22 protein-coding genes are annotated in these 24,812 nt (G+C 39.2%); 11 read left to right on the top strand and 11 right to left on the bottom strand.

What is annotated here, in order from left to right; genetic code table 11:
* Positions 1-24: 24 nt before the first annotated feature.
* Together FLM54_RS16595 and FLM54_RS16590 are read right to left on the bottom strand one after the other, a co-directional pair.
* Positions 25-3,177, bottom strand: a complete 3,153-nt coding sequence (locus tag FLM54_RS16595; RefSeq protein ID WP_178957012.1) for a DUF3427 domain-containing protein — start codon at positions 3,175-3,177, stop codon at positions 25-27.
* Between the two features lie 310 nt (positions 3,178-3,487).
* Positions 3,488-3,967: a PD-(D/E)XK nuclease superfamily protein gene (locus FLM54_RS16590; RefSeq protein ID WP_178957011.1), complete on the bottom strand. Its 480-nt coding sequence runs from the start codon at positions 3,965-3,967 to the stop codon at positions 3,488-3,490.
* A gap of 345 nt (positions 3,968-4,312) precedes the next feature.
* Here FLM54_RS16590 and FLM54_RS16585 point away from each other — a divergent pair, with 345 nt between their 5' ends.
* From FLM54_RS16585 to FLM54_RS16545, 9 genes are all read left to right on the top strand, one after another.
* On the top strand, positions 4,313-4,789 hold the full coding sequence (locus FLM54_RS16585) for a hypothetical protein (protein ID WP_178957010.1): 477 nt from the start codon (positions 4,313-4,315) through the stop codon (positions 4,787-4,789).
* 2 nt (positions 4,790-4,791) lie between these two features.
* Positions 4,792-5,922: a DUF1570 domain-containing protein gene (locus FLM54_RS16580; RefSeq protein WP_178957009.1), complete on the top strand. Its 1,131-nt coding sequence runs from the start codon at positions 4,792-4,794 to the stop codon at positions 5,920-5,922.
* A 381-nt stretch (positions 5,923-6,303) separates the two neighbouring features.
* Positions 6,304-6,972: a hypothetical protein gene (locus tag FLM54_RS16575; protein WP_178957008.1), complete on the top strand. Its 669-nt coding sequence runs from the start codon at positions 6,304-6,306 to the stop codon at positions 6,970-6,972.
* Complete coding sequence (locus FLM54_RS16570; protein ID WP_178957007.1) at positions 6,969-7,457, top strand: hypothetical protein; 489 nt, start codon at positions 6,969-6,971, stop codon at positions 7,455-7,457. The genes FLM54_RS16575 and FLM54_RS16570 overlap by 4 nt, the downstream gene beginning before the upstream one ends.
* 1 nt (position 7,458) lies before the next feature.
* Complete coding sequence (locus tag FLM54_RS16565) at positions 7,459-8,238, top strand: hypothetical protein (protein WP_178957006.1); 780 nt, start codon at positions 7,459-7,461, stop codon at positions 8,236-8,238.
* A gap of 61 nt (positions 8,239-8,299) precedes the next feature.
* The gene (locus FLM54_RS16560) at positions 8,300-8,563 is read left to right on the top strand and encodes a hypothetical protein (protein WP_178957005.1); all 264 of its coding nucleotides are present in this window, start codon (positions 8,300-8,302) and stop codon (positions 8,561-8,563) included.
* Between the two features lie 40 nt (positions 8,564-8,603).
* A complete protein-coding gene (locus FLM54_RS16555) occupies positions 8,604-8,744 on the top strand; it encodes a hypothetical protein (RefSeq protein ID WP_165489696.1) in 141 nt (46 codons plus the stop codon).
* A complete protein-coding gene (locus tag FLM54_RS16550; protein ID WP_178957004.1) occupies positions 8,744-9,277 on the top strand; it encodes a glycine-rich domain-containing protein in 534 nt (177 codons plus the stop codon). The genes FLM54_RS16555 and FLM54_RS16550 overlap by 1 nt, the downstream gene beginning before the upstream one ends.
* Positions 9,278-9,332: 55 nt before the next feature.
* A complete protein-coding gene (locus tag FLM54_RS16545; RefSeq protein ID WP_178957003.1) occupies positions 9,333-10,247 on the top strand; it encodes an NYN domain-containing protein in 915 nt (304 codons plus the stop codon).
* Between the two features lie 365 nt (positions 10,248-10,612).
* Here FLM54_RS16545 and FLM54_RS16540 read toward each other — a convergent pair whose 3' ends face one another.
* The 3 genes from FLM54_RS16540 to dgt all read right to left on the bottom strand — a co-directional run bounded on the left by FLM54_RS16540 (position 10,613) and on the right by dgt (position 14,761).
* Positions 10,613-11,461 (bottom strand): substrate-binding periplasmic protein, encoded by an 849-nt coding sequence (locus FLM54_RS16540; protein ID WP_178957002.1) that lies wholly within the window; start codon positions 11,459-11,461, stop codon positions 10,613-10,615.
* A gap of 297 nt (positions 11,462-11,758) precedes the next feature.
* Entirely contained in the window at positions 11,759-13,204 is a 1,446-nt protein-coding gene (locus FLM54_RS16535; protein ID WP_178957001.1) for a hypothetical protein, read from the bottom strand.
* 93 nt (positions 13,205-13,297) lie between these two features.
* Entirely contained in the window at positions 13,298-14,761 is a 1,464-nt protein-coding gene (gene dgt / locus FLM54_RS16530) for a dGTPase (RefSeq protein WP_138605921.1), read from the bottom strand.
* Positions 14,762-14,914: 153 nt separating this feature from the next.
* On the opposite strand from dgt, the gene FLM54_RS16525 reads away from it, so the two are divergent.
* Positions 14,915-16,129 (top strand): alkaline phosphatase family protein, encoded by a 1,215-nt coding sequence (locus FLM54_RS16525; protein ID WP_178957000.1) that lies wholly within the window; start codon positions 14,915-14,917, stop codon positions 16,127-16,129.
* A gap of 119 nt (positions 16,130-16,248) precedes the next feature.
* On the opposite strand, the gene FLM54_RS16520 is transcribed toward FLM54_RS16525, so the two are convergent.
* Together FLM54_RS16520 and FLM54_RS16515 are read right to left on the bottom strand one after the other, a co-directional pair.
* Positions 16,249-16,992, bottom strand: coding sequence for a zinc-dependent metalloprotease family protein (locus FLM54_RS16520; protein ID WP_178956999.1), 744 nt, complete (start codon positions 16,990-16,992; stop codon positions 16,249-16,251).
* 64 nt (positions 16,993-17,056) lie between these two features.
* Positions 17,057-17,773 carry a hypothetical protein gene (locus tag FLM54_RS16515; protein WP_178956998.1) on the bottom strand — a complete coding sequence of 239 codons (717 nt, stop codon included), beginning with the start codon at positions 17,771-17,773 and terminating at the stop codon, positions 17,057-17,059.
* A gap of 367 nt (positions 17,774-18,140) precedes the next feature.
* Between FLM54_RS16515 and FLM54_RS16510 the strand changes: the two genes are divergently transcribed.
* Positions 18,141-19,298 (top strand): benzoate/H(+) symporter BenE family transporter, encoded by a 1,158-nt coding sequence (locus FLM54_RS16510; protein WP_178956997.1) that lies wholly within the window; start codon positions 18,141-18,143, stop codon positions 19,296-19,298.
* Between the two features lie 162 nt (positions 19,299-19,460).
* Here FLM54_RS16510 and hemH read toward each other — a convergent pair whose 3' ends face one another.
* The 4 genes from hemH to FLM54_RS16490 all read right to left on the bottom strand — a co-directional run bounded on the left by hemH (position 19,461) and on the right by FLM54_RS16490 (position 24,566).
* Positions 19,461-20,480 (bottom strand): ferrochelatase, encoded by a 1,020-nt coding sequence (hemH, locus tag FLM54_RS16505; RefSeq protein WP_178956996.1) that lies wholly within the window; start codon positions 20,478-20,480, stop codon positions 19,461-19,463.
* A 73-nt stretch (positions 20,481-20,553) separates the two neighbouring features.
* Positions 20,554-21,891: an HD domain-containing phosphohydrolase gene (locus FLM54_RS16500; RefSeq protein ID WP_138605720.1), complete on the bottom strand. Its 1,338-nt coding sequence runs from the start codon at positions 21,889-21,891 to the stop codon at positions 20,554-20,556.
* Between the two features lie 81 nt (positions 21,892-21,972).
* Positions 21,973-23,385 (bottom strand): sensor histidine kinase, encoded by a 1,413-nt coding sequence (locus FLM54_RS16495; protein ID WP_178956995.1) that lies wholly within the window; start codon positions 23,383-23,385, stop codon positions 21,973-21,975.
* Positions 23,382-24,566, bottom strand: coding sequence for an FIST signal transduction protein (locus FLM54_RS16490; protein WP_178956994.1), 1,185 nt, complete (start codon positions 24,564-24,566; stop codon positions 23,382-23,384). The genes FLM54_RS16495 and FLM54_RS16490 overlap by 4 nt, the downstream gene beginning before the upstream one ends.
* Positions 24,567-24,812 lie beyond the last annotated feature (246 nt).

The raw sequence follows: 24,812 nt of genomic DNA, 5'->3' as shown, positions 1-24,812 counted from the left end.
AAAAACAAAATAACAGTAGCATAATCACCCAACCGCTAATTTCCCAGCCCCATGCCACATTTCACTTGGCATGGGGCTGGTTAACTCCCACGTTATATTCATAGGCTGGCTGCCGTTGTGGCTTTGGTATTTAACCTTGCCATAGTTTACAAACCCCATGGTTCGGCCGTTTTCGTCTTTGCCTTGTTCGCGCACAAATAACAGGATGGTTTTGCCCGTTTGTTGGTGTTGTAAGTAACTAAGGCCGCGGCCGTTTTCTGGGCGGGCGCTGTTTTGCGTTTGCCAATGAAACAGGGTGGGGCTGATTGCGAAGTCGTGATACAGCGTGGTGGGTGAGTAGGTTTTTTCGCACTTGTTGAGCGTGACGAAAAGCAGCTCTAAGTTCTGGCTTTTAAATTCTAAAACACCTTCACGGGCGGTCGATTTTTTATCAAACGAGTGCGCCCCAAATGCGGCGAGTATTTGTTGGCGTGTGTAGCGGCTGTGTAATTTTATTGCGTGGTTTGGTAAGCACGTTAAATCGCTTTCTTGCTGGTGAATGCGGTTTATTAAAAGCGCGATCACTTGGGCAAGTTCTTGTTGTAGCTTTTTGTGTTTAAGTGCTTGTAAGCTCTGTTCGAGGGTTTTAAACCCTAAACTTGTGCCTGTGGCATCCCAAAAATTGTAATGCGCCATAAGCGCGTACTGTTGGTTTTGCGACGTTGGCGTAAAACTAAAGTCGTTATTACATAAATCACGTAAAAAGCATAAGTAGCTGAGCGAGTTGCAGCCGAGTAATTGGGTGTTGATTGCGCGATAATACGCGGCGTAAATATCGGCTTGCTCGGCAGGTATTTCATCGCCTTTTAGCCAGTGCCAGCCACCGAGCTTTTTATCTTTTGGTTTGTAAATATCTTCAAGCGTGACTTGTGGGTTTATGCGTAAAAAATTACTTAGCGTTAGCGTGTCATTGGTATGTTGCGAATAGCTATTTATCAGCTGCTGTAAACGGCGTTTAGTGTTTATGGCTTGCTGAATGTTTTTTAGAATTGTTTGTTGTGTACGTTTTTGCAGCTCAATACGGCAACCCAGCGGTAAATGTGGGAAGTTGTTTTCGATCTCGGTTTTAATTGGTTGATTACTTTTACCAATTAATGCGCGGAACTTACTGGCAAAGTCGTATTCTGGTCGGGCGTTGCCTACAAAGTCGAGTACGGTACAGCATTGCTTTTGGCTGTTGTCGGGCAGGCGCAGGCCACGGCCTAATTGTTGTAAAAACAGCGTTAGGCTTTCCGTTGGGCGTAAAAATAACAGAGTATCGACCTCTGGAATATCGACCCCTTCGTTAAAAATATCAACTACACACAGTATTTGTATTTCACCTTGTCGCAGTGCTTGTTGTTTGGCTGCGCGCTCATTTGTGTTTCTGCTGGTCAGCACATCGGTGCTTATGCCTGCTAAGTTAAACTTAGATGCCATAAACTCTGCGTGTTTTTGACTTACGCAAAATGCCAACGCTTTAATGTTGTGAACATTAGTCACTATATCAGTAAGGCTGGATATAATTTTGTTAGCGCGGCTGTTCTCGCCTGTATAAAGGTTACTTAATTCGCTTATATCGTAACGGCCACCACGCCATGTTATTTGGCTTAGGTCGGTGTCATCATCTAATCCAAAGTATTGAAATGGGCATAAGTGGCGTTGGTTTATTGCCTCTGGCAAGCGAATTTCAGCGGCTATTACCCCACAAAAATCATCGAGTATATTGGCGCCGTCTTGGCGCTCTGGTGTTGCGGTTAAGCCAAGTAATATTGTGGGCGTAAAGTGATTTAATATAGCGCGATAGCTTGCAGCGCTTACGTGGTGTACTTCGTCTATAACTATGTAATCGTAGTAATCGCTGGTTAAATTGAGCGATTCAATTTGGCTGTTCAGCGTTTGGATTGATGCAAATAATTGGTTGTAACGCTGTGGCTTGTAGTTACCCACCCACAGCTCACCAAAGTCGTTATTTTTAAACACGCCGCGGTAAGCGCTTTGCGCTTGTTTGAGTATTTCTTCGCGGTGGGCTACAAACAAAAAGTGTGCGTTTGGGTTTTTATCGTAAATGGTTTTAAAGTCGAACGCCGATATTATTGTTTTACCTGTGCCGGTTGCGGCAACCACTAAATTTTTAAAGCGATTATGCACGCTACGTTCAACGCTTAGTTTTTCTAAAATAGCGAGTTGATGGTTTTTTGGTGTTATATCAAAATAAAACTGGCTGCTTGCTTGGCCAACACCGCGTTGCTCATTAAGTGAATTTATGAGCTTTTCTTTACATTCAGCTTTGCCAGTAAATAATTCAAAATCTGGCGATTGCCAATAGGTTTCAAAGGTACTTTTGGTTTTAGCTATGATGTGCGGGATTTCTTGCGCGGTAATTTTTAAGTTCCACTCAAGGCCGCTGGTAAGCGCTGAATGCGATAAATTAGACGAACCAATATAACCGGTATGAAAACCCGTATTACGCATAAACAAATATGACTTTGCATGCAAGCGCTCTTGCTGATTGTTGTAACTAAGTTTTACCTCAGTGTTTGGCAAGTTTGCTAAAAACTCCACCGCTTTAGCATCCGTTGCACCCATGTACGAGGTGGTAATTACTTTGAGTTTATTGCCGCTTTTGGTAAACGCTTCAAGCTCATTTTTAAATATGCGCAGCCCCGTCCATTTTATAAATGAAACAAGCCAGTAAATAGTGTCGGACGATTTAATCTCGCGTTTTAGCTCGGTTTCGAGTGAGATCCCAGCATTTGCACCGCTAAATAATTCGCTTTGTGTAAGCCCCGTTAGCGGAAAAATATCGTGAGAGTAATCTTTAAGATTTGCAGCAATGGGATTTTGGGTATTAAACAGTGCAGTAAGAATACGGCCTTGGCTGTCGATAAGGTTTTCGTTGATTAGTTCATCATCGCGGATATGATCTTTAAGCCACAGCACAAGGCTGTTTGCGAGGTTTATTTGCTCGTGCAAACGCTCGCTTGAATTAGGGATTGCATCAATCGCATGTTCAACAAGTTTACCTAAAAAGCGCGAAAGCCACGTAGCCGCTTCAGCCGATTCTAGTTGGCGTTCGCCCACATAAAATTGGTCACGATTTAAATTTTGCTCAATTACTTGCGTAATTAACTGCTCGTAAATACCAATCTGTTGCATTAAATCGCTCCCTGTTTGCGAGCATTCAGTTTACTAAAAAATGCAATGTAAACAAGCATTAACTCATTATTAAATTAAAGACTGCTGCCAAGAAAATTTCCCCGTGACCACACCCGAAATTGAATTAATGATGAGTAATAGCAGCGCATGGATGCGCGTTAAGCGATGCTTACACACGGACGTGTTTCATCGCGTTTGCGTTCATATTATTAATTTAAATTGAGGAAATAGTGTGATCCTCGGGGCGCCGAGAAATTCCAAAGAGAAGTCGGCGATTACTTCTCTTTGGTTGCCGTCGCCAACGCGACATTTACTCGTTAATAAGATAATTAAGAAAGTCTTCTTTTGAAGAAAATACTTTAAATACTTTTGCTATACGATTTTCAGTTTGTGTTAATAACCAATCATATGCTTCTTTTTTATAGCCTTTTCCATCGAAAACAATAACCACAGTTTTCTCTGGTGCATTACTTAATGACTCATAAAAGAATGGGAATTTTTGGTCGACAGAGCCGCTTTGTACTTGTCTATGAGCTTCTATTCTTAATAAGCCTTTAGTTTTATGATGTATCAAAAAAGTACTGTGGCGTGTACTGCCGTACATATCTTGATAGGCTGCACGCTTAATATATTTCTGCTGTTGAGGTTGAGAGTCTGTACATTCAGTAAAGCCAATAGAGGTTAGATCTTCTTCTAGTTCAGTACAAAACTTACGGTTTGATTCTTGTGGCGAGCCTGTGTGTTCATACTTATTTGGTATTTCATCAAATAATGGTAATTGACCATCCATGTAACTTTCTCCTTTATAGTTGAACAATTAACATACTAAAAAAAGGGTAAAAGTCAAAGCAACACCAGCGTTTATATTTTGCTTTATAGAAAATGTTTGAGGAGCAGTGGAGATCCAAGGAGAGAGCAACGCTTTAACGTAGTAAATAACGCCCCTCGGTTGCCGTCGCCAACGCGACTTCTACTTAAATTTGCAATTAAAAATTCCCGCCACAAACTGCTCCAACAATTGCGCTCAGGCATGATTTAACAATTCGCTTAAACTATCTGTTTCTATTTTAGATTCAATCCTCTATATTCACCCTAGGCGCTCAACGGAACACAGCACTCAATTTAGGGATAAATAATGATTAAATGGATTTTATTGATACTACTTTGTCTATTTACTTCTTTCCCGCAAGCGTACGAGCAATACTCGCAAGAACATTGCGATAGTATTGTAAAAGAACGTGAAACAATACGTTCACGGTTGCGTCAAGGCTATAGGGTGAAAGAAGGTGAGCGGTTAAAAGCACGGTTCAAATCTTTATTTGAAGAACTTGCAAAGCATTGTGATAAACCCAAACAAACCAATCGAACACATCAACGCTCTTCGGCTTACAGCTCAAGTAATAATGCATTATTGCGCACGCAGATGCCTAATATGAAATTGCATAGCGACAGCTATAGCGATCCTGAAAAGCTGGCTGCGTGGTCTGAATTTTATACTTTACCAAAGCGCTGCCGTTCAAAAGGCATGCAATCATCCGATTTCGTATGGTGCAGTGAATATCGTGGTGAACAAAAACGCTTATTTGAAGCCCAATGGAAAAAGCGACGATAAAGATGTTGAGCACAAAATGGCGCGTGCTATTTGTATTTATTGTGCTGTTAATTGTAGCGGCACTTATTGCTAACCACCTAACTGGGCGGGTAATCAACTACCATGATCCTATTGGCAGTGTACGGGCTATTTACGAAGATATAAAAGCCGAAATCGAAATAGTTGAAGAAGCAGATCAAACCCTAATTGAACCCTCTGCAGGCTCGTTTACCACTAAAAAAGTAATACAAAACCATTTACCACAAGCCGATACAACGCGTTGTACCGATGTTTCATTAGGTGAAGTTAAATATAAGCGTAATGGCAATATTTACACTTGGACTGATAGCCATGGTGTGCCCCATTTTAGTGATACTAAGCCAGACTTTGCGGTTGAAACACTTGATACTGACATTGTTGAGCCGCTTGATTACTTTGAATTAACGCTACAGGCCGCTAATTTACCGCCGTCGTTTACAGAAAAATTACGGATAAAACTAAATACTGTATTTAAAGTGTATGGCCAAATTATAGGGGCAGATGGATTAAAAAAGGTAAGGTTAAACCTGACCATATTCGCAACGCGAAGTCGTTACGAACAAGCGATTAAACAGCGCGGAGCAGATCCAAGTAATACAGATGGTATATATTTTCATGCTACTAACTCTGCGTTTATATATTATCGAAACGAGCAAAACGCAATGCGCACAGCAATACACGAAGCGGTGCATGCTATAAACAAAGCAATACTAGGCACAACTCCTCGTTGGCTTAATGAAGGGCTGGCTGAATATTTTGAATATACCAACAACAGCATGCAATTAGTCAGCATTGACCCTCACCTAAGTTGGATAAGTAACAAACACATAGCGCAAAGTGTTTTTACTATTAATTGGTTGATAGGTTTAGATAACAAATGGCAAACAGCGGATGACACTAAACTTTATGCGAGCAGTTGGGCGGCGATATATTTTTTAATGGGCTCGAGCAAAGGCAAGCAGTTTTTAAAAAGCGTTATGTTAGCCGAGCAAAATTCACCTTGCAGTAAACTCACTGCTGAAACACTGGAAAGTATGCTGTATCAGCACTTTCCGCAGCTGTCTAAAGACTATAAAACATGGTTAAACAAACCATTTATGAAACATCGTTTTTAAAAAGATATTAAAAGTTGCGCTTTTCACGTCAGCAAACTGTACGCCCACGGTAAAATTTAAAGGACACTACTAAACAACTTTCCCGTGATCACACCCGAAATTGAATTAATGATGAGTAATAGCAGCATGGCGGAATTTTGTTCCCGACAAATTCCAAGTACCTAAATCCTTTTAGGCAATGCGATAAAAGCTCAGCTTAAGGGATGAATTATTAGCAGTAGAACTTAATTGCAAACTGATTGCCCTTTGGTTGCCGGGTAAAGCAGTGAATATACCTAGTATTGTAGAGTACATATTATATATGTTTATGTCTTTCCTATAAGTTATTGTGTTTTATGTGTATGTTGGCATAATTAGCAAAAAAATTTACAAGGAAAGTAGGTGCAATCAACTACTACAAATACAGAATATACTGCTAGCCCTTCTGCTCTTAACGAGCAAAAAAATAACGCTGTACATACCGATGAAAGCAAATACCAATTTGTTCCACTCACTAAGAATGAATCGTCATTTTTAAATAAAAAAAGAAAAAGCTGGAAGTTTGCAAATCCGAAAGATTTATATACTTTTAGGGACCAACCCGTTGGTATTTTTAATCATTTATTGCACATTGTTATTTTTTTAGTTTGTTTATTTTTGCTTATTTCTATTTATTATTTACCTTTTGATCAAGAGTTTATTAATGGGGTGGGTAGCTACAACACGATAACGCCATTTGAACGATTTTCGAGAACTTTATTAGTTGGCTTAATTTTATTCAATTTAAATTCGTTAAGGGTTAATTTAAAGGCATACCCTATTAAACGCTATTGGTTTGCTATGGCAGCTAATTCGTTACTTAAAGTTGTTATTTTAAATATTTACTACTTACTTTTGATATTTTTGAGTATGGCTTTTGTTGGTGCCTCTAAAGGGGTGGATTTATTTAGTGCGCTCGAAATGCTTGAAGATAGCACTAATTATGAACAGTTTTTAATTTTTGATACGTTTATATCGTTTGGCATTATTTGGCATGCCTTTAAGTTTTGTAGAAAGGAGGTTAAGCAGTGAAATATATTATTGTTTTAGCTCTTATCCTAATTTTATATCCTCAGCCTAGTTATGCCAAAAGTGAGTTGCCTTATGGGTGCGATGAGTATTCCAAAGTAGAAGAAAAGAGTTTTGTTTTATTTAATAAAAAACAATTTATAAAGCTTGGAGAATGCGCAGGAGAGGCGTTGGTGAAAGCTAAAAAAATCTATAATATCGCAGCTGCATGCTCAGAGGTGGTTGAAGATAAAAATAGTTTATTAGGTATATTTAGCTTATCGAAGGTTGAAGCAATTAAAATGGGCGTTTGTTTAGGCGCTATTAAGGCAGTTTATAACCGTTACGATAGAGAACTTGTTTTAGTAAATAGTCGTTACCGTAGTACAAAGCGTTATTATAGTTGTAAAAAAGGCATGGCCGCTGTGAATGAACTCGTTGCAAGCGCAAAAGATGAATATTACAAGCGTTCTGAACTAAGAGACATATTGTGCGATAGAGTGTACTAGTATGGCTGAGACAGTTGACACTGAAATTGAACTTATTCCTCAAATTGCAAAGTTATACATCAAACAAAAAGTTTCTGATACGTTACCGAAAGAGCTTCATGATGCGTTAAATAATATATTTACAAAAGGGCATAAAGAATCAACCGATAAGCATGTTTCAAATAGCCGCATGCTTGAATATAGAAAGGCGATTATTGCTTCAAGCTTACCTAATTATGGTAAGCGTGTTGAGCATAGAGTGATTCGTGGTCGACGAGCCTCTATATATAATGCTTTGTGCCTATACACATTAGTTGGCACGGCAGGCACAAAAAAAATATTTCAAGAATACTATGTTAGCAAATCATCAGTTAATAAGCGTGAATTTAAACTGTTAGACCGATTCGCTAAAAAAGAGCTCAGTGCAGAAATGTTGTTTTTTGGGGTATCTCGATCTTCATTTGATAACATTAAAAATAAATTGATTGATAATAACTTTAATTTATTCACTGAACAGCTGCCGTCTCCTTTTCAAAGCTCAAAAACGGGTATTACTGATTTATCTCCTCTGAATGTTCTTTATGATAGGGATGTTAATTGGCATAGTTTCATAGAAAATTATATAAAAGCGGATAAAAAACTTAAGTCTAAAGAGTGCATAGAGGCTAAGAGCATCCTTCAAAATGTAACTGATAAACGTCTACTTCAGCTTCCATTAGTTAAAGAATTAAGTGATAGCATCGATGCTCAAATCAATGAGAATAAAGATGCATGGGAGTATTTACATAATATTTTAAATTAAGTGTTTGTAGTGCTCCGCACAAGTTCATTATTGAACTCAGTTAACCAACTGGAGTTTAATAATGAAATCAATGAATCGTTTACTTAAAACCCTCCCAAAATGTCAATCTGCTCGTTACGTAGCAGAGGCTAAAGATATATATAGTCATCTTTTACAAAGTCATAATTATAGAGATATTGGCGGCCGAAAACTCACTATTGACCCAAGCCTGATACGTTTTAAATTAGGTGATTACCGTTTGATTTTCGTATTCAAAAATGGAACTTTTCAACCTGTGGCATTTATTGCTCGCAAAAATCTTGAATCCTATTTAAAGCGAAGGTGAATAATGTTGTTCACATAATAATTAAATTTAGGAGGCTGTAATGGCTAAAAAAATAAGCCCTGCTGATAATGAAGCAAACCAAAAAAATGCGAATAAAGGTAACGAGGGTGTGAATCAGCAATATGCCAAAGTGCATGGGAATCGCGGTAAGCAATTGAATAAAAATGGAGGTAATAATTAATGGAACAATTAGTAGAAATTAAACCATCGCCTACTTTTCAGTTAAGTAAAAATATATACGAGCAATTACATTCTGCTGTTTGTGTACTGAACTTTGAAAAACTGAAATGGAAATTGACGCAATCAGCTGAAGCAACTTGGAATGATGAGCTGTGTGATTTTGCTGAACTTGAATACCGCAAATTCTTATCACTTAAAAAGTGGTATCCCAAATTATCACTCGTTCCGAGCAAGTTAGTTGATAAGTTTTGGCACGAGCATATTTTAGATACACAAAGTTACACAAATGATTGTGACGTTTTATTCGGTTTTTACTTACATCACTATCCGTATTTTGGAATCTATGGTGATAAAGATCAATCCAAATTACAAAGCTCATTTGATGCAACGGTAGCAGTATATGAGAAGCATTTTGGTGCTTTTCCTACTGCTGAGCTTTATCCAATGGAGTCAGTACAAATGGCACGTTGCGAAGATCATGCATGTCATGTTCCTTCAACTTGTGCATGCCGTGTCCCTGGTGCTTGTAAGTAACTAACTGTAAGAGCTGCTTACTAGGCAGCTCTTTGCCCTTATTTAAGGATTAAAAATGAGTTTAATATTTGCTGTTTTAGTTGATGGAGAAAATGCGTCTTATAACACTTATTCAGCGGTGCTCGACGAAGTTGAAAAATATGGCACGGTGGCAATTAAGTGGGTCTATGCAGATTGGACATCTGTACAACACAGTAACTGGCAGAACATACTACATAAAACAGCCTCTAGTCCCAAACAACAATTTCATTATGGTAAAGATGCTGCTGACTATGCACTGGTGATGGATGCAATTGAGCTTATAAATAATAACCAACGAATTAATGGAGTCTGTATTGTATCAAGTGACGGTGGCTTTTACAGCTTAGCACAGCGGATAAGAGAGAAAGGATTACACATAATGGCTATAGGTAATGAAAGCACGCCAGGGCGGCTTATTAAAGCTTGCCATAATTTTGTATTTTCAAAAAACTTAATAGACAGAGATGACTCAGAAGCTTTTAAAGACTTAAATACATTATTGATTACGGCTTATAAACGTTGTGTACAAAAGAATGAACCTGTTTATTTAGGTGACTTAGGTAGTGCGCTTAAAATGCTCGATTCATCGTTTGATTTTAGAAGTTACAGTGTTGCTAGCTTAAAGGCGCTTATCAAAGAGAAGCCAAATCTTTTTGAAATTGCAGAAGAAAGCCACGACCGCTGCTTTATTAAACTCGCTAAAGAACAGACCCCTAATGCTAAAGGCGGTATGTTTGGTGAGATCCGTATGTTCGATAAAAATCGAGGGTTTGGATTTATCGCCTCAGACTATGGCGATTTTCATTTCAGTGTAAGTAAGTTATCAGGCGGGATTGACCAATATAAAGTGGGCTCGCAAGTTACTTTTTATTGCTCACAAGCAGGTAATAGTGAAAGATTAAACACTAATAAGTGCAAAAGTGTTGAGCAAGTAAATCTTTATTTTTAAAAGCGGTGCATTTCGCGTCAGCAAGTTGTGCGTCTGCATTGATAAAGGCCGCGGATGTGTTCGTTGCCAGTCGCTTGTTGCTCGAAACCGAAATTGGCGTTTAAAATAATCACAGCTAAAACTGGTTTCTACGATTTCAACTTACCAATTAATACAATGAGGCAATTAAGCATGCTATTTGCCTCATTTTTTGAGGCGAATAATGGCGTGAAAGTAACGTAATTTAAAAGCGGTGTTTTTCGCGTCAACAAGCTTAACGGCTATGGTGGTAAAGGCAGCGGGCTTCGAGTGACGAGCAGCGAGCTTGTGCTAAAACCTAGCTCGTAGCCTGAAACCCGCGTTCCAAACAATAAAGCCCCGCCAGGTCAGTCAGCCAGGGCGTTATTTGTGGGCTGATAAGCGCCATTATCTAACGCATCAAAGTAGGCTTGATAAAGACCGTTTTGCTTAAATTTAAGTAATTGCTGATTAAAAATTTCAAGCCGCTGTTTACTGTATTTGTTATTTTTAGGGAACATCATAAAGCTTTGGTTTATGAGTAAAGCTTTGGGATGATGGTTAATAGAGCTAAATAAGTTAGGTAACTTACTGGCCAAGATGTAATAGCCGACGCTTTTTTCTTCGGCAAAGGCGTCAATTCTGCCCATAGCTAAGCGTTTAAAGTTTTGCTCTGTGGTACTTACTCGCGACATATCAAATAGACCCGCTTGTAGTGCTTTATCAAACTCTTCGCCATAGCTGTAAGCAAGCCCACCACCGAGTAATAAGCCTTTTAAATCGTTTAGGTTTTGCCAATCAAAAGGGCGTTTTTTGTGATAAAAAAATACAAAACGCTCGTTTAATACAGGTTCACTGTAAAAATAATCCTCAGTGCGTTGTTGTTCAAACATCCATACGGCGGTGGCTGCGTATTTATCATTAATGGTGTCGTGGTAAGCACGCGGCCAAGGTAAAAAGGTAAAGTTAACCTTAATATTGGCTTGTGCAAATAAGTCGGTGATCAAATGGGCAATTACACCTTGGTGAGGTAATGATTCACTCATAAAAGGGGGCCATTCGCCGGTACTTATATTTAAAGTAGTGGTGTGTGTGGATTGCTCGTCTTTAGGTTGAATTGCTTCAATTGCGTTACTGTAATCACTCACCAAAGCCATCAGAAAAAAAGATGCGGTAAAAATAAGGTATCTTAATTTAGCTGATAACATCACGTGCATATGTATAGTTTACTCCTTCTGAGCCATTAGGTTGAGAGTGGCGCTGTTTAAAAAGTAGGCTATTGTAGTGAGTGAAACTGAATGCACGCTTAAACTATACCAATCCGCAATAATACTTAATCATTTTACGGGGCTAAATATGTCGCTACCTGCGTTAAAAAATTCTTTTTTATAACAACTAAATAGAAAACTTTTGCCTAGCTATCAACGCGTTTTTCCAGCCTCAAAATAGACCACTTAATTAAGCGAATTGGTACTAGATTTAAAGCCACCTTTTAATAAGTACAGCGTACTCTATTATTCTTTTGTTTGCATGTTTTTTGCACGTTCTTCAGCTTCAATTAGTGCTTGTGATTTAGGGGCGCGTTGTTTTTCTTCTATTTTCGGTTTTTGCGGAGAATTTGGATCCCAACTTTCATCAAGCGATAAGTTAGCAAATGGGTTGCTGCTTTGTGGCGGGATATTAGGCTTAGTGGGTTCAACTGGCGATACTTTTACTTGTTCTGGTTTTATCGCACTTTTTTTAGTGGGTAAGGGGGCGTTGGGATCGAAGGTGCGTATTTCAGGCTCTTTAAAGTCGTGCTCGGTAGATGGCATTAACGGTGAGCGCAGTTGTTTAGGCGAATGTAAGTCTGCCTTTGGCTGTTGAGGCGAAATGGGCTCAGCTGCAATAGGTGCTTCTTTTTTAGTCGCTGGTACAGGCTCGCTAGGCTGATTAACCGGCTTGCGCTGTTTTTTGATTGGTTTGGCTTCAGGGTCAAAGTCTCTTACTTGTGGCTCTGCATGCTCGGTGGCATTTTTTATCCGTTCTAAAGTGGCTTTAGCGGCGGCTTCAAACTCTGCGGTATTCGGTACTTGCTTTACTTTAACGGTGCTTACTTCGCTTGCGTCTAACTCGACACTTTCGGTTGTTGTTTTTGGCTCGTTTTTGCTGGTATCAAGAGTCTTAGATTCATCAATAGCAGTACTACTTTGCTTGTCATCGCACTTAGTAGGAGGAGCAGCTAGTGGCATACTGGTTTCAGCAGACGTGTTATTTTGCTTAACATTGCGCAGGCGCATCAATACAACAACTCCAACTATTACCACCAAGAGTAGCGCCACACTGGGTAATACTAGCGACAACATGTTTGATTCTTTAGGGATTGATGAGGCAACGCCTTTAACTTGCTCAGTGGCATTTACAGTAACCGGCATGGCCGTTTGTAAAGGCTCTACCGTGGTTTTTGTGACAGCTGAAGTTGTGTTGCTTTGGGGGGTTGTATCAATGCTAAATTGATCATTTTTTAGAGCATCAGTTTGTTCTGCTATTGTTTTATTGGTTTGCGGCTCATTAGGCTCGGTAGTTGCTGCTGGTTCAGTTGTGTTCTGAGTGCGCTCTGTACTTTGATTGGGCGCTGTTGCTAGTTGCTGTATAAGCGGTGACTTAGCTTGCTCTTGCCCAATGGGGGTTACAACTGATGAAACAGGCTCATTTACTTGCTGTTTAGTAATTTTAGGTTTGGGTTGTTCAATAATAGGTTGCGCTTTAGGCTTTGCCGTTGATTGAGTACGTGTAGCCGGATTGCTGCAGTTTTTTTTGTAGTCGCGAGCAGCGTTACGGTACTTTCGGCTGGTTTTGTCATTGCTGTATTGCTGCATTTCTTGTTTTATAAGAATGCACATCGCTTCGTTGTAAGCGCCACTGCTAGCACTATAAAACAAAGCAAAACAAAAAAATAAGCAACTCAGTAACGGTTTCATAAAACTCAAAAGCGGTTAAGCATCAATGCCCTAATTTTAAGCGCAAAGTAAAAAATTATCTAGGGCTTAGCAATTTCACGATCTGAGCATGGCTTAGTCAATTACCATTAAGCTGCGGTACTCGTCGTAAGCAAATTGGTCGGTCATGCCGCTTATGTAATCTTGGATGAGTCTACATCTGTAATAAAACTCATAAGCCGCAAAGTGGTCGGGCTCTTCTTGCATGGCATTTATGGCGTGCTGATAGCTACTTAAATGTTTTTTAGAGAGCTTTTTAACTAATCGTGACTCTATTAATAAACGGTTGTCGCCATGTAGTGCGCGTTTAAAGTCGTCGCTAGTTAATTGTAGTAATGGCTTATAGCATTCTAGTAGGCCGTTAATAATACGATAGCCTTGTAGTTCGAGCTTTTCGACCTCTTTATGAGAAAATACATGCTCAAGTGCCACTTGTTTAAGGGCTTGGGTTGCAGCATGTAAGTAACTGCGATCTTCTAATAATGCATGATTAAAATCACCATGATAAATTGGCTCTATATTTTCAATAAAGCGTTTTGCGGCATGATTCACTAATGGATGCAGTAACGATACGCGTAAATAAATAAAAAATTCACTATTAAAATTAAAGGGCTGTGCTTGCGCGCGTTCAATAGCGTAATTAATTGCATCATCTACAAAGCTTTGGTGCTGGGTGTCGTTTAAGGCTAAGTTAATTAGCGCTTTTTGATACTGCTTTTTTAATTGCTCGCACAAATGCTGAGTGCTTATTATGTCTTTTTCTACCGCATCTTCTATGTCAGCCAAGCAATAAGAAATATCGTCTGCGGCTTCCATTATGTAACTGGCAGGGTGGCGGCAATGCGGCTCCATTTTTAGCTCTGTTTGTAGTGCTTCTATAAAGCTTTTTTCGCTGTAGTAGTAGCCTACTTTTTTCATAATGTAGTTTTTATTTTGTGGAATATCCTGCTTCGCTAAGCTGGCAGGGCGGGTATACTTTAAAATTGCTGCACTTTGGCTGTAGGTTAAATTTAGGCTGAGCAATGAGTGAATAATACGTATGCCTTGGGCGTTGCCTTCAAAACTGCAAATATCTTGCGCTAAATGTTTAAAAATAATGCCTATACTGCTATTAGCTGTTTGGCAACGCTCAGGCGTAATACTTGCCAAGTTAGCATTAAACCAATTATTAATGGCGGCCTCGCCAAAGTGACCAAACGGCGGGTTACCAATATCGTGCATTAGGCAGGCCATTTCTACTAGGGTTTCTAGCGGGCGTTCTAAGCCGGATAAACCATATTCTTTTTGCTGTTGGTAATTTAGATTGGCAAAAACACGCTGCACGATAAATCGACCAACTTGTTGTACTTCTAATGAGTGAGTAAGACGTGAGCGCACTGCTGCGTTGCGCTCAAGCGGAAATACTTGGGTTTTTTGTTGCAGGCGACGAATGGCTGCGCTGTTAATAATGCGGCCACGATCGCTCTCAAGCGCCATTTGTAAATTGGCCGTCGTGCGCTGCATACGCGCTGGGGTGATTTTGCTGCTGAAGTCGATCATGGCAATCCTTTTATTTTGCACGTTGGGCTCTTATTAAGTGCACAGTTATATTTTTTAGTGAGCCATCTTTAATCTATCAGCATGTATCATAAAGTAACAACTTGCTTTAGTATTATTTTTTATAAAATTAACATACATCTATAGGTGTTTAAAATGAAGTTGTGGATCACAAAGGCAGTCTATTTTTGCCTTTTATTAGGGATGAGTAATGCGTTTGCAGCCAAAGAGCAAACGGTTGTTATGATCTCAATTGACGGCTTGCGTTGGGATTATATTGAAAAGCACGGTGCACCCAATTTAAAAGCAATGGCTGAGCAAGGGGTTAGAGCACAAAAAATGCAGCCAGTTTACCCTACTAAAACGTTCCCAAATCATATTTCGGTGATTACTGGTTTACTACCCGTTAACCACGGTATTGTTGACAATAAATTTTGTGACAAAGCGCGCAATAATCAATGCTACAGCATGGGTAAAGGCCAAAAAGACAGTACTTGGGTACGTGGTACTCCATTATGGAATTTAGTAAAAATGCATGGGCTTAAATCGGCGGTGTATTTTTGGCCTGAGTTGGATGCGCGCTTTAATGGTATGACGCCAGACTACTATTTTCATTATTCCAAACAAGGTAACTACCAAGACAGAATTGACCAAATTGTACAGTGGTTAAGTTTGCCTAAGGCGCAGCGCCCACGTTTTGTAGCCAGTTACTTTTCGCTGGTTGATAGCATAGGGCATGAGTTTGGCCCAGATGCAGTACAAACACGTGACGCCGTTCATAAGTTAGATGCATTAATGGGGCAATTACGTACTCGCTTGAGCAAATTATCTCAGGATATTAATTTAGTCATTGTTTCTGATCATGGCATGGCAAAGGTTGATCCTGAGCAAAGCATTATTGTCAGCAGTTTACCTAAAGATGATAATTTTATTATTGTGAATACCGGACCTCGTTTACTTATTTATACTAAAAGCGATGCTAAAAATGCGGATATTGATGCATATAAAGCACGTTTACAAAAAGCGGCTAAGGGGCGTTATAGTGTTTTAAGTAGTGAGCAGCTTGAAGGCTACCATTATAATAGCGGGAGTAGAGTGGGCGATATTGTGGTGCAAACCAATGCGCCTGCGGTATTTAGTAACGGTACTAAGGCGCCTTATTTAGGTACACATGGCTATGCTTATAGTGATGATATGGCTGCCTCCTTTATAGCAGCAGGTCCTGCGTTTAAAAAAGGTGTAAGTATTGAGCTGGTGAATAATTTAGATATTTATCCTGTGCTTGCCAAAGTAATGGGGTTAACGCTAATGAGTGAAGTAGATAGCGATGGCAAAACTTTACTTCCTGCAATAAAAGCAGGTAATGATTAATCATCAAAAAAGAGCGCCGAGGCGCTCCGCAAGGGAAACTTAATTGGTGTAAATGGGTAATAATTTACCCATTTATTTAATGCTGATTCTTAGAATAAGCTCATTATTTACAATTGAGATTATTTAAAGTTGGCAATACTGGTTTTGGTATCAGTGACGGTACGAATAGCATATGCTTGGTTAGTCACACCAAATGGAATACCGTTTACGCTCCAATTTGGGTTTGAGAAATAATCGTACTGAGTCGCACTACCAAACACATGTGGGTAAGCCATAATACTGGCAAATTCATTTTGTACGCCGTGGCCCATGCCATCAACGTATACACCGCCACTAGTTGCGCCTTGTTTACGAGAGTGTGTCAGGCCTTGATTATGACCTAGTTCATGTACGAATGTTGTAGCACCACAATCAACAGCTGTAATTGAGTACATACGATCGCTCATTGAGCTGTATAAATTGCCATTTGTGCCTTGACCAACCCAAGCAATACCACATGAAATTAAACCGCTACCCGCACTTTGGCCTGTACCTAGTACGGCTACCATGTCTGCTTTCCAATCATTACGTAAACCATTTACATAGCTGCTATTTGTCACGGCGTCTAGCCAATCTTCCGAAGGGGTTATTGCGTGGCTACCTAAGTTTTGAGAGCCCACTAAACGCAGTGTAATATCAACGCCATTTTGGCTATATACTTGATTACTAAAAGCAATAAGCTGGTTAATCTTAGTATTAATATTGCTGGTAGCGGCAGCTGATTGGTCGGTATATAAAATACCGATATCAATTGTTTCTGCTGATACTGTGCTTGCTGCACATAATGCTGTTGCAATAGCGGCTGTTGATATTATTTTTTTCATAGTCGTATTTCCTTTTTTTGTAATTGCAGTTTTACTGCTGTGTCGTCTTTGTTTAGATTAAAAATTAAATAGAGGGTGACTTTTCATCACTGGGTGCAAACGGATCTCCACCATCAGTATTTTTTGACGAGGGTTCACTTACTTGGTGTTCTATATGTGATTTGTATAAGTCACGCTTTGCTGCAATCCAGCCATATTGTCCTTTGCTTTCAAAAACATAGTTACCACTTGGGGCTGTAAATTGACCATATACTGCATCCTTGCCAACGGTTAATATGGTGGTGTGCATTGCTCCATTAGCACCAATCACTTGGCCAACAATACTTTTATCGCCGTTACTTGCACTGGTAACGTTAGTTATTTCAGCGCTGTAGGTTTCTGCGGTTTGCGGTATAGCGAGATCAAAATTATCCCCTGCTTTAAGGGCTTTAAGTGCTGCTAAATTAAATTCTATATAGGCTTCATTTTGTAAATCGGTAGGCAGTACTTTTGCCGCTTTAAGTATTTCTTTGGCCTTAGTTGAAGGCTTATTTATTGCATCAAACGAGTCTTCAGTGTCGGCTAGTTTTTCTTTTAAGGGTTTGACTGTAACAGGGTCTTTACTCATATCAATTGGCAATGGCTTACGTGTTTGTTTTACAAACTCAGAATCAACAGGGACGATGTCTACGGCAATAGGGGCTACTGCCTCCTTATCGATTTTTTTCTGATTCTCAAGCAGCGTATAAATGGCAAATACAGACAAAGGAATAGCGATAATTAAAACAATGTAACGTTTCATCTGTTTCTCTTTTAGGGTAATTAGTGAAATAATTGTTAAGTTTTATATTAAAAATAGGATGAGATCAAATTTAAATTGTAACCATAAAGTGTTAATGGGGTTTTTTATAACTCATTGTAAGTATTTACTTTGCCTTTTTTTGGTATGTGTTTTTAGCTTAAAAATTACGGCTTTTTACAGCAATAATGCGCTCTGCGGCTTGTTTTTAGGTACGCGTTTATTTTTTTAATGGCAATGATTTTGATAGGCAAAAATTGATCAATAAAAAAATTTATTAACGTGATGTTTTTTCATATTCATTATTCAAAATTGCAATGTAAAAATAGGCAAAGTATGTTGTAACGTTAAAGCATGAAATGAGGGAATTATGGCAGGGACTGATCAATTACTTAGTCGCACTATGGCGGGACTTGTTGCCGTTATTATTGGTTTTTCAAGTTCGATAGCATTGATTTACCAAGTGGTGATCACTTTAGGTGGCACACCTGACCTAGTGGCAAGCTGGATATTAATGCTGGGCTTGGTAATGGGCAGTACCTCTATTGTGTTGTCGTTTTATTATAAAGTGCCGATTTTAATTGCATGGTCGACCACAGGGGCTGCACTACTGATTTCAAGTGCTCAAGGCTATAGCTTACATGAAGCCGTGGGCGCATTTATGCTCTCAGCCTTTTTGGTGCTGGTGTCGGGAGTAACCGGGTGGTTTGAAAAAATTATGAACCGTATTCCTAGTGAACTGGCTTGTGCCATGTTAGCGGGAGTATTAGTGACATTTGGCATTGATGTGTTTAACTTTATGAACGATATGCCATTAGTTATTGGTTTAATGGTGGTGGTGTACTTTATTGGTAAGCGCTTTTTTGCCCGTTTTGCGATGCTAAGTGTGTTGCTAGCGGGTATATTTTTAGCCTGGTATGTGGGTAATATCGATACCAGTACCGTGCATTGGCAAGCCAGTAGTTTTGCATATATAGCGCCAAGCTTTAGTTTGCAGGCATTTGTAAGTATAAGCATTCCTTTATACATAGTAACTATGACCTCACAAAACTTACCCGGTTTCGCTATTTTGAAAGCACATAATTATAAAGCGCCTATATCATCGTCATTAACTGTGACCGGGTTAATAAATTGTATGACGGCTCCCTTTGGCACTTATTCCATAAATTTAGCAGCCATAACAGCGGCTATTTGTATGAGCGAAGAGGCTGATAAAGACCCTGATAAACGTTATTGGGCAAGTATTGCTGGTGGCGTGTTTTATATAATTATGGCGCTATGTGCGGCTATGTTAGTGGCAATTGTGGCAAGCTTGCCACAAGCATTGGTGTTAGCGTTGGCGGGTATTGCTTTGTTTGGCACTATTGCCAATAGTTTACAGCAGTCTTTGCATAGTGCTGAATATACTGAAGCGGCTATCATTACTTTTTTAGTCACTGCCTCAGATTTAACTTTATGGTCGGTAGGCTCTGCCTGCTGGGGAATAATAGCCGGGGCAATCACATTAATAGTGACACGTAAGCGCTAAATTAGGTATTAAGTACGGGTATCGGGTGTCGAGCAACGGGTTTAGCACTGTGTGCGCGAGGTAAACTCCCACCTACCGTCAACCACCGCGCTTGGCTAGTGTCTGCCTGAAACCTGAAACCTGAAACCTGAAACCTGAAACCTGAAACCTCGAACCTTTGCTTTAAAGCATTGGCTTTAATACATCGAACATGGCGTCTATATGATCGTCACGATCGTTTAGAGCTGCAATGTATCGGTATTTCTCGCCGCCAGCTTCTTCAAAAATTTCGCGGTTTTCACCTTCTAATTCTTCAAGTGTTTCTAGGCAGTCGGCGCTAAATGCAGGGCTTATAATTGCGATATCTTTAATTCCTTCGCCAGGTAAGCTCTCAAGAGTTGCATCTGTATATGGTTTTAACCATTCAGCTTTACCAAAGCGACTTTGAAAAGTAGTGATCACTTTATCTTTGTCTAGCCCTAGTTTTTCAACCACTAATCGTGTTGTTTGTTGACATAGGCAATGATAAGGGTCGCCATTATCTAAAAACTGTTTAGGCATACCGTGGTATGAAAACACCATTTTTTGTGGCATTCCATGTTTTTCTAAATCTTCACTAATACTATTAGCGAGTGACTCAAGGTACGCTGTATTTTTGTGATACCCGTTTACAAAGTGCAGCTCTGGTACCCAGCGCCATTTTTTTAATACATTGGCAACTGCGTCGAACGTAGAGCCTGTAGTTGGGCTTGAATACTGCGGATAAAGTGGCAGCACAATAATACGGGTTAAACCTTTGTCTCTAAGCTCTTCAAGGCCCGCTTCGATTGATGGGTTACCATAGCGCATCGCCATAACCACTTCGGTGTTGGTATAGCCATGCTGTTTTAATAAGGCATTTAATTTAAGGCTTTGCTGGCGCGTAATATGAGTTAGCGGCGAGCCATTTTCGGTCCATATACTCTTATATAACTTAGCTGAGCGTTTTGGACGAATGCGTAAGATAATGCCATGGAGAATTATCATCCACACAATGCGTGGAATTTCTACAATGCGTGGATCAGATAAAAACTCACGCAAGTAAACACGTAATGCGCTTGCTGTGGGGGCATCTGGGCTGCCTAAGTTGGTCAGTAATATTCCCGTTTTTTGGTTAAAACGCCCGTCGTGGGGATTATCGGTAACGGCAGAAAATCGCGACACGTTGTGCTCCTTCAAGCAAAGTTATTAATTTATTTAAGCCCATTGTAACGAATAAAAGAGCAATTTAGATCAATCATTTAGCCGTTTTAACCATAATTCTAAACGGAGTCGGCTTTTTGGCTTCAAGTTGTTGTAGCTTAACAATCGATTTTGAATTGAAAACATGCTCTTTGGGTAAAAGCATAATGCCTGTATGGCTGTGTAGTGAGTTTGCCAGTGTCATATTTTCTTCAAGCTCTTGAGCGCAAATTATTTTAATTGAGCCAATAGAACTATCAGAGGTAATTAATTTAGTATGGCTTGCTTCAAGTGCATCGACAATACGCGGGTGATATAAGCTACCACTATTGGCCTTAATATTACCGAGCGCCGCCTCATGGCGTTGTTTTGTTGTAAGTAATGGATCGCTTTGCTCATAATGCTCCCAGTAATCGCGAGCTACGCTGAGCACCATAGCACCAATTGGAATATCGTTTTTAGCAAGTCCTTTGGGGATACCTTGGCCGTTGTATCGCTCGAACTGGTGATAAATTGCATCAGAAACATCGCTCAAGTGAGTCGCTGGCATGAGCATTAATTGTGAAATACTCGGGTGGGTGTAAAACGTTTTGCGCTGTACTTCATTAAGTTCGTTAATAGGTTTGTTGTAAAGCTCAGGATCCATTGCAAGTAAACCAATTTGAGCTAAATATCCTGCAATAGGCGCAAGCGTGATACTTCTTTGCGATACATTAAGGTAACGCGCTATTTGCGTGCATGTGCCGGCAATGTTCTCTGCTCTTTTACCATCGAGATACGGATTTGCATTAATAAAATTATAAAGCAGTTCAACAGTCGATTGATGCTCTCTTTTTTCACTTTCATTAGCGACTTCTAGTTTTTTTAATACACTTCTAATTTGATTTGTTCGTTTATCGACCAGCTGCTCTAAATTAGTATTGAGCTCTTTTAGTTGCTGGTTCTGAGATTTTACATGCTGTTGTAAAATTTCATTTTGCTTTTTTAGTCTAAATTTTTCTACGCCTGACTGGATTACACTTACTAAGTGATCATTTTGCCAAGGTTTTTGCACATAAGCATGAATACCCCCTTCGTTAACCGCACTGATTGTTGACTCTAAATCGGAAAAGCCAGTTAACAAAATGCGTTGGCTATCGGGGGCGAGCTTTCTGGCTTTGGCTAAAAACTCTGCCCCGCTCATGTGTGGCATGCGCATGTCGCTTATTACGACGTCAAACTCTTTACTTTGCATTTTTTCAAGTGCATCTTGGCCATTGGTTGAAACACTCACATCAAATTTATATTGACGAAGTAAGCGTACTAAAGATTTGAGTACATTAGCTTCATCGTCCAAGCATAAGATGCTCGGAGGCTGTTGATTTAGCTGTTCTAATTGGGCAATGTCTGTCATTTATCTTCTTACCACCAACATAATTATAAGTTTAATTTAGTCTAAGCTTTGGCTGTAAACAACTGATAATGTATTAAAAATTCACTCTTTAGCGATTTTTTTTGCATTTAAAATACTCAATGCATCGTCAGTTAATATTGGTTTTTTAGGTAAGGTAATATTAAAAATAGTGCCTTGATTTATCTTACTTTTAACACTAATTAGGCCACTGTGTTGTTCTATTATTGCTTTACTTATAGCAAGCCCTAACCCTGTGCCTTGGCCAATTGGTTTTGTAGTAAAAAAAGGGTCAAAAATTTTATTTAATTTGTCCTCCTTAATTCCACTACCATTATCGGCAATCGTTATATAGGCATTTTTTTTATCGGCTTTAGTAGTAATAGTGATCACCCCAACTTTGTCGCAAATAGCTTGAGCGGCGTTAAAAAATAAATTTAAAAACACTTGGGAGAGTTGGGTCGAACGACCAGTGATGATGATTGGTTCTGTATTGTAGTGCTTTTCGACCTTGGCACTGTATTTAATTTCGCTCCAGGCAACACGTAATGTATTATCAATAAGCTCAGTTATATTTATATCGCCAATTTTAGTTTGATCTGGATGAGCAAATTGCCTTAACCCTTGAACAATCTCTTTAACACGATCAGCCCCTTCAGTCATTTCAGCAATGATATCGCTTGAGTCTGATTGTAATCCATCAAATTGAAAATGTTGTAACAAATCTGCTAATGTTTGCTGCGTTATGACACTCTCTGTTTTAAGAGCGTTAATGAAATGGCTAAATTGCTCAAGGTTGTATGCCAAATTTTGAATGTTACTAACTATGTAACTTAAAGGATTATTTATTTCGTGCGCAACGCCTGCTGCCATTTGCCCTAACGAAGCCATTTTTTCAGAGTTAATTAACACTTGCTCGATGTTATTTTGTTTTTCCTCCATTTCTTTTTGTTTAACAAGTAAGTTTCGTTTTTCAAATTGTGAAATCGTATTACCTGCAAAACTGACAAAGCGCTGCATTAAAGTAATATCGTGCTGATTAAACGCGCCAATTTTTTCAGAAAAAATATAGAGCTGGTAGCTCTCTGTACTTGTATTTACTGGAGTGGTGAGCATGGCATATTGCGAATGCCAAAAAGGGTCGGTTACTTGCCAATTAGGGAGTTGATGTAAGTTAAATATATTTTTAATATTTCTATCGGGTCTATTAAGTACTTCCAGCTGGGTAATTATTGCATCGCTATTCGGATGCGACGCTGTAATTAACGTAGCCATTACATCTTTTGGATTTATTTTAATTAAAATAGCCGCAGAAAAGGCAATGGCCTGATGCAAAATATCAAAAAACTCAGTGAGTAAGGTTTCTGTGTTGTCGTTTTTTAAGATTATATCTAGACCATTTAAAATCAAGCTATTAAAGGCACGGTTTTCTTCAAGTGCTAAATTATGAACTTGTAATAAGTGTAGCTTTTCTAACAGTATTTCATTGTTACTCATATTGGGTCACCAAAAATTTCGCATGAGATCATTAAGTTACCATGTTTACTGGTCGCATCGCTGAATGTCCCGAGCTCCCCGAAAGTAAAGCCTATAATAAACGGAATAGTGGGAAGTTGTGTTTCAATAGATTGCTTTACTTCGTGCATTGCCTCTTTAATTGATAGCATACAACCACCGCAAAAAATAATAACACCACCGGTAATATTTTTTATAGCATGGAGTTCTGCCAATTTAGTTAATGAGGTGACAACCATATCAGCTCGCTTTATTAATTGCTCTGGGCTTCCTGAGGCAAGGTAAACCGTATCGCCAACATGTAGGTTAGAAAATAATTCTAACGATCCATTTTTTGCTATAGCTGGATGACTTAACAATAATCGTGGGATTTCATCATCTGAAGCAAAAGCTCTTGATAGCGGGGTCATTGCTGATTGGGCAAGTATATTTCCCGCTTTTAACTGTCCAAACCCTAGGTTTTTACGCCATTGATTATAAACATCAAAAGCGGGCTGATTATCGATTGTTTTTAATAAACGTCCTTCAATATTGGTAACTATGCCCTGCTGGTTGGTTATATCGTAGCCTGAACTATAAAAGCCGAATGTTTCTACAGACGGATATAACACCGCAATGATAAAACCTTGTTGGTATACATTTTTAGTATCGCTGAAACACCACTTTGCCGAAATGTCGTTATCAGCGCAACTTCCTCCAAAAACAGGTATACGCTGCCCAATAGCATCTTGGATTCCTTGTAGCACTAGTTCTTCGTTCCCTGGGACTTGAAAGCACCAGACCATTTTTGGGGCGAGTCCTGTTTGGCCTGCATTAGCAATAGCTCGGAGTACAGTGTTAGCTGCATTTTCTCTTAGGTTATTAGTTGTATTGCAACTGGCAATTCCATAATGACCCGTTGAGTCTTTGATAGAGAATAAACTAATACTTTGCTCATTTAACGATAAATTTTTTTCGGTTGATGAGCCAAGACAGGAGGAGATGATTAAGCAATTTTGAGTGTTTTTTATCACGTTGGGCTGGCTATTATAAAGATATTTAATGGTATCGGTTGTAGCAAACCCGAGCAGTAAATCGGGACTGTTGTTTGTAAACTGACTTACAGGTTTGATAAATTTATCTATATCGCTGCCGTGAGTGTGAAAAGTTTCAATGGCGAACATAGATGCCCCTTGGTAATAATAGCCACAACGCTGGATGTTTTTAACTAAAAATAATCACTTAGAATTTATTCTAGACTATTATTATATAAAGTGAACTGGATGGCTTATTTTTAAAAAGTATCATTTTTGTTTAAGTTGTATCTAGTGATTGCAATCACTTATTAATGATAGAAACCTTAAACCAATATAGGTGATCTGAAAAGGTATCAGTTAGATAGACAGTTACAGCTAAGTGGCATTATTGCG

This window comes from Pseudoalteromonas sp. Scap25 (assembly GCF_013394125.1).
Taxonomy (GTDB): Bacteria; Pseudomonadota; Gammaproteobacteria; order Enterobacterales; family Alteromonadaceae; genus Pseudoalteromonas.
The sequence above is the reverse complement of the archived record's forward strand: the minus strand, read 5'-3'. Positions and strand labels throughout refer to the sequence as shown.

Coding starts and splice junctions, on each gene's coding strand:
- FLM54_RS16595 (WP_178957012.1), bottom strand. CDS start 3,177: ATGCAACAGATTGGTATTTACGAGCAGTTAATTACGCAAGTAATTGAG.
- FLM54_RS16590 (WP_178957011.1), bottom strand. CDS start 3,967: ATGGATGGTCAATTACCATTATTTGATGAAATACCAAATAAGTATGAA.
- FLM54_RS16585 (WP_178957010.1), top strand. CDS start 4,313: ATGATTAAATGGATTTTATTGATACTACTTTGTCTATTTACTTCTTTC.
- FLM54_RS16580 (WP_178957009.1), top strand. CDS start 4,792: ATGTTGAGCACAAAATGGCGCGTGCTATTTGTATTTATTGTGCTGTTA.
- FLM54_RS16565 (WP_178957006.1), top strand. CDS start 7,459: ATGGCTGAGACAGTTGACACTGAAATTGAACTTATTCCTCAAATTGCA.
- FLM54_RS16560 (WP_178957005.1), top strand. CDS start 8,300: ATGAAATCAATGAATCGTTTACTTAAAACCCTCCCAAAATGTCAATCT.
- FLM54_RS16555 (WP_165489696.1), top strand. CDS start 8,604: ATGGCTAAAAAAATAAGCCCTGCTGATAATGAAGCAAACCAAAAAAAT.
- FLM54_RS16550 (WP_178957004.1), top strand. CDS start 8,744: ATGGAACAATTAGTAGAAATTAAACCATCGCCTACTTTTCAGTTAAGT.
- FLM54_RS16545 (WP_178957003.1), top strand. CDS start 9,333: ATGAGTTTAATATTTGCTGTTTTAGTTGATGGAGAAAATGCGTCTTAT.
- FLM54_RS16540 (WP_178957002.1), bottom strand. CDS start 11,461: ATGCACGTGATGTTATCAGCTAAATTAAGATACCTTATTTTTACCGCA.
- FLM54_RS16535 (WP_178957001.1), bottom strand. CDS start 13,204: ATGAAACCGTTACTGAGTTGCTTATTTTTTTGTTTTGCTTTGTTTTAT.
- dgt (WP_138605921.1), bottom strand. CDS start 14,761: ATGATCGACTTCAGCAGCAAAATCACCCCAGCGCGTATGCAGCGCACG.
- FLM54_RS16525 (WP_178957000.1), top strand. CDS start 14,915: ATGAAGTTGTGGATCACAAAGGCAGTCTATTTTTGCCTTTTATTAGGG.
- FLM54_RS16520 (WP_178956999.1), bottom strand. CDS start 16,992: ATGAAAAAAATAATATCAACAGCCGCTATTGCAACAGCATTATGTGCA.
- FLM54_RS16515 (WP_178956998.1), bottom strand. CDS start 17,773: ATGAAACGTTACATTGTTTTAATTATCGCTATTCCTTTGTCTGTATTT.
- FLM54_RS16510 (WP_178956997.1), top strand. CDS start 18,141: ATGGCAGGGACTGATCAATTACTTAGTCGCACTATGGCGGGACTTGTT.
- FLM54_RS16500 (WP_138605720.1), bottom strand. CDS start 21,891: ATGACAGACATTGCCCAATTAGAACAGCTAAATCAACAGCCTCCGAGC.
- FLM54_RS16495 (WP_178956995.1), bottom strand. CDS start 23,385: ATGAGTAACAATGAAATACTGTTAGAAAAGCTACACTTATTACAAGTT.
- FLM54_RS16490 (WP_178956994.1), bottom strand. CDS start 24,566: ATGTTCGCCATTGAAACTTTTCACACTCACGGCAGCGATATAGATAAA.